At 73.3% G+C, this 5,434-nt stretch carries 2 protein-coding genes; both read left to right on the plus strand.

Going from position 1 to position 5,434, the window contains the following annotated elements:
• Positions 1-2,009, plus strand: a 2,009-nt coding sequence (locus tag HMPREF3086_RS00135) for an arabinosyltransferase C-terminal domain-containing protein (protein WP_141763923.1), incomplete at its 5' end; no start/stop codon positions are given.
• 22 nt (positions 2,010-2,031) lie between these two features.
• Positions 2,032-5,391, plus strand: a complete 3,360-nt coding sequence (locus tag HMPREF3086_RS00140; RefSeq protein WP_070719653.1) for an arabinosyltransferase domain-containing protein — start codon at positions 2,032-2,034, stop codon at positions 5,389-5,391.
• Positions 5,392-5,434 lie beyond the last annotated feature (43 nt).

A 5,434-nucleotide genomic window follows, 5' to 3' on the forward strand; every position in this document is an offset into this window, starting at 1 on the left:
CGCTCGCGGCGGGCGCCCGCGAGTTCCTCAGCATGGCCCGGCGGCGCGCGCGGGTGGTCGGGTGGGCCCCGATCCTCGGCCCCGTCCTGGCCGTGGGTCTCGCGCTGCTCTACACCGTGTTCGCCGACCAGACGCTGGCCGCGGTCCTCGAGGCCACCCGCATCCGCACCGAGCTCGGTCCGAGCCTGCCCTGGTACGGGGAGAAGGAGCGGTGGGAGGCGCTGTTCGGGGTCTCCGCCGACGGCGGTGTCGCCCGCCGCTTCCCCGTCCTGCTCATGCTCATGTGCCTGGTCCTGGTCACCGCCGTCATGCTGAGGCGGGGAAAGATCCCCGGCGCGGCCGCCGGGCCCTCGCGCCGACTCATCGGCGTCCTCGCGGGATCGCTGCTGTTCCTGGTGTTCACCCCCACCAAATGGACCCACCACTTCGGGGTCTTCGCCGGTCTGGCGGGTGCGCTCGCCGTCCTCGCCGTCATCGCCCTGCGCTCCTCGACGGTCTCGCTCAATCGGAGTCGCTGGCTGGTGTGGGCGGCGCTGTGCTTTGTCGTCGGCCTGTCCACCGCCACCAACAACACCTGGTGGTACGTCTCCGACTACGGCATCCCCTTCTCCGACTCCTTCCCCGCCGTGGGCGGGGTCCAGGTCCAGTACGTCGCGTTCATCGGCGCCCTGGTGTGCCTGCTCATCGCCGGACTCATCCACTCGGGCCTCGTCCCCTCCGAGCCCGGCGCCGCCCTGTGGCGCCGCGTCCGGCGCGCGGCGCCGTTCCTGCGGACGCACGCCGACACCCCCGCCGCCCGCCGCCGCGCCGACGGCCGGAGCCGCGGGATCGGCGGCACCCCGCTGACGGTGGTCGCGTTCTCCGTGGTGATCTTCGAGCTGGTCTCCGCGGTCACCGCCGTGTTCGTCCAGAGCCCCGCCTACAGCGTCGGCCGCGGCAACATCCGCGCGCTGTCCGGTGAGCCGTGCGCGCTGGCCGACTCGGTGCTCGTCGAGGAGGACTCCAACGACGGCCTGCTCAGCGCGGTCGGCGCCGGGCCCGAGATCTCCCTCGGCGCGGGCGTCGTCAACGGCTTCGCCCCCAACGGCCTGCCCGACTCCATCACCGTCGACAGCGCGGAGGCCTCCGGCGCGCTCGCGACCTCCGAGTCCGGCGAACGCGACCCCGGCGACGGTGTGGACGCCGGCACGACCGGCGGCCGCGGTGCCGTCACGGTCAACGGCTCCACCGTCGCGCTGCCGTTCGGTCTCGACCCGGACACCACCCCGGTCCTGGGCTCCTACCGGCGCGGCCCGCAGGTCGCGGCCGAGCTCACCTCCGCGTGGTACGAGCTACCCGCCCGCGGCGCCAACCGCCCGCTCCTCGTCATGGCGGCCGCCGGTCGCATCGGCAACGGCGCCCTGCGCATCGAGTACGGGCGCCCCGGCCGTGTGGGCGCGACCGGGCCCACCGACTTCGAGGTCATGGGCTCCACCACCCCCATCGACGTCGGCCCCGCGCCCGCCTGGCGGAACCTGCGCATCCCGCTCGACTCGATCCCCGAGGACGCCCAGGTCGTGCGCGTGGTGGCCGCGGACGGCAACCTCGACCCCGACCAGTGGCTGGCCGTCACCCCGCCGCGGAACCCGCGGCTGCGCACCCTTGACGAGGTCGTCGGCCACACCGACCCCGTGCTCATCGACTGGGTCGTCGCGCTGGCCTTCCCGTGCCAGCGGCCGTTCGTCCACAACGGGGGCGTCGCCGAGATCCCCCGCTACCGGATCCTCGCCGACCGCGAGTCGTCGTCCGCCGCCAACTGGTGGCAGAGCGCCGGCGGCGGCGGCCCGCTCCTGTGGACCAGGCAGACCGTCGAGGCCATCACCGTCCCCACCTACCTCGACCACGACTGGGCCCGCGACTGGGGCTCGCTGCAGCGGTTCGAACCCCTCGACCCGGACGCCACTCCCGCCGAACTCCTCCGCGGAAGCGAGGTGCGTTGGGGCTGGACCACGCCGGGTCCGATGAACTGATCGTCGCCTAGAATCGGCTGTCGTGTCAGACTCCTCCCCGGAACCGTCCCCGGCTCATCCCCCGGCTCCCAGTCCGGCCTCCGGCGCGATCGCCGCCGACCCGCGGGTCGCGAGGCTCCGGCTCATCGCCATCGTCAGCGGCCTCGTGGGCACGCTGTGCTTCCTGGCCCTGCCGTTCCTGCCGGTCTCCCAGACCACCTCGACCGTGCAGTGGCCGCAGAACGGGTCGGTCGGCTCGGTCACCGCGCCCCTCATGGCGCACTCGCCCCAGCGGTTCACCGCCACCGCGCCGTGCGACCTGGTCGGTGGGCTGCCCGCCGACGGGGGGATCCTGCTGTCCACCGCCCCGGCGGGTGGCGAGGAGGCCGGTGACCGCGCCCTGTTCGTCCGGGCCTCCGCCGACACGGTCGACGTGGTCTCCCGCAACCGCGTCATCGTCTCCGCGCCCCGTGACCGGGTCGAGGCCGGCGACTGCACGCAGCTCAGCGTCGTCGCCGCGCCCACCTACGTCGAGGCGTCGTTCGACGGCATCGACGGTGCCGCGCGCCGTGTCGACGCCGACGACCTGCGCCCCATGGTCGTGGGCGTCTACACCGACCTGCCCGCCGACACCGCGGTGCCCGAGGGCCTCGACGTCACCGTGCAGGTCGACTCCCGCTTCACCACCTACCCCACCGCGTGGAAGTGGGCGGCGATCGTCATCGGGCTGCTGTCGACCGCCGTCGCCCTGTGGGCGCTGCACGCGCTGGACCAGACCGACGGTCGCCGCGCACGCCGCTTCCTGCCGCGCGGCTGGTTCCGGATCCGCCCGCCCGACATCGCCGTGATCGGCACGCTCGGCGTGTGGCACTTCGTCGGCGGCAACACCTCCGACGACGGCTACATCCTGTCCATGGCCCGAGCCGCCGATCCCGCCGGCTACATGGCCAACTACTACCGCTGGTACGGGGTCCCCGAGTCGCCGTTCGGCTCGCCCTACTACGACCTGCTGACGCTGTTCTCGCACGTGTCCACCGCGAGTCCGTGGATGCGGCTGCCGGCCCTCCTGGCGGCGATACTGTGCTGGCTCGTCCTCAGCCGCGAGGTCCTGCCCCGCCTCGGACGCGCCGCCCGCACCACCCCGGTCGTCGTGTGGAGCGCCGCCGCCGTCTTCCTCGCCTTCTGGATGGCCTTCAACAACGGCCTGCGGCCCGAACCCATCATCGCGCTGGGCGCCCTCCTGACCTGGGTCTCCGTGGAACGGGCCATCGCCACCCGGCGGATGCTGCCGTTCGCGATCGCCGTCATCATCGCGTCGTTCTCCCTGGCCACCGGTCCCACCGGGCTCATGGCCGTCGCGGCACTGCTCATGGGCCTGCGGGCCGTCGTGCGCACCGTCGTCATCCGCGGCCGCGTGATCGGCTCGTACCTCGCGCTCGTCGCGCCCGTCCTCGCCTCCGGCACGATGGTCCTGATCTGCGTGTTCGGCGTGCAGCCCCTCGCCGCCGTGCTCGAGGCGATCCGGGTCCGCGGCGAGATCGGTCCCAGCCTGAGCTGGTTCGAGGAGTTCGTCCGCTACTACTACCTCATGATCCCGACGGTGGACGGCTCGCTGGCCCGTCGACTGCCGGTCCTGCTGGTGCTGCTGTGTCTCGCCGTCGTCGTCGGCACCCTCCTGCGCCGCGGCAAGGTCCCGGGCGCCGCCTCGGGCCCGGTCTGGCGCCTGGTCGGCGTGGTCGTGGGCACGGCCTTCTTCATGATGTTCTCGCCCACCAAGTGGACCCACCACTTCGGTGTCTACGCGGGCATCGGCGGCGCGATCGCCGCCCTCGGAGCCCTGGCGATCTCCGCGTCCGCCGTCCGCACCGCCCGCAACCGCACACTGTTCCTCGGCGTGATCCTCGTCGTGGTGGCGCTGGCGTTCGCCGGCCCCAACGGCTGGTGGTACGTCTCGAGCTACGGCATCCCCTGGTGGGACAAGGCGCCGAGCATCCGCGGCATCGACGCCGCCACCGTCCTGCTCGTCCTGGCGGTCCTGACGTTCGCCTACGCCGGTTGGCAGCACCTGCGTCGCGACTACATCGGCGACAAGGCGCCCCGGACCACCGAGGGCCGACGCCGCGTGCGGACCTTCGCCGCCGCACCGATCGCCGTGGTCGCCGGCCTGCTGGTGATCTTCTCGATCGCCTCGTTCGCCAAAGGCGTCCACAAGCAGTTCCCGGCGTACACGATCGCCGAGGGCAACCTCTCCGCGCTCGCCGGGAACCCCTGCATGCTCGCCGACCGCGTCCTCGTCGAGCCCGACGCCAACGCCGGCATGCTCACCCCGCTCGACGCCACCCCCTTGCCCGACGGGACCGTCGACCCGCAGGACCGCGCCGCGGCCATCGAGGCGGGTGGCAACACCGGGTTCACGCCCGACGGTGTCGCCCCCGACCTGTCCGCCGACGCGGTGGTCGCCGACCCCGGCGCCGCGAACACCACCTCCGAGCCCGGCGGCGGCCCGTCGGTCAACACCGGTGAGAGCGCGGGCACCGGAGGCGGCCGGGGCGCCGAGGGTGTCAACTCCTCGACCGTCGCACTGCCCTTCGGGCTCGATCCCGCCACCACGCCGGTGCTCGGCTCGTTCCTCGTGGGCCCGCAGCGGGAGGCCAGCCTGGAGACGGGCTGGTACCGCCTGCCGGAGAACCGGGAGTCGCATCCGCTGCTGGTCATCTCGGCGGCGGGTCGCATCGGCCGCTTCGACGCGGACGGCATCTACAGGTACGGCCAGAGCGTGGTCGTGGAGTTCGGCCGCTCGGCGGAGGCCGGCGTCGAGACGGTGGGCGAGCCGGTCGTCCCGTTCGACATCGGCCCCGCCCCCACGTGGCGGAACCTGCGGGTGGACATGCAGGACGCCCCCGCGGACGCCGACGTGATGCGTGTCCGGGTCGACGACAACGACCTCACCCCCGATCAGTGGGCAGCGATCACGCCCCCGCGCGCTCCCGAGCTCGTGACGGTCCAGGAGATGGTGGGATCTGACTCGCCGGTCCTGCTGGACTGGGCGGTGAGCCTGCAGTTCCCGTGCCAGCGTCCGTTCGCTCACCACGCGGGCGTGGCCGAGTTGCCCGAGTACCGGATCCTCCCGGACCGTCCGTTGGCCGTCAGCGCCACGAGCACCTGGATGTCGTACGAGGCCGGCGGGCCGCTGGGATGGGTGGAGACCGCGCAGCGGGCGCGGACGATCCCCTCGTACCTGCGGCACGACTGGAACCGGGACTGGGGTTCGATCGAGGCCTACACCCCGCTGGGCACGTACCAGGAGGAGCCGCCGGCGCCAGCCGAGGTGACCACCGGCACCGAGACCCGCTGGGGCTGGTGGCAGCCCGAGGGGCCGATCTTCGTGACCGACCCCGAGTGACCCGCTCAGCGCGCGGGACCGCGCCGGCCTGACGAGGGCCCGC

Origin of the sequence: Dietzia sp. HMSC21D01, from assembly GCF_001815995.1 — a bacterium.
Classification (GTDB): Bacteria; Actinomycetota; Actinomycetes; order Mycobacteriales; family Mycobacteriaceae; genus Dietzia; species Dietzia cinnamea.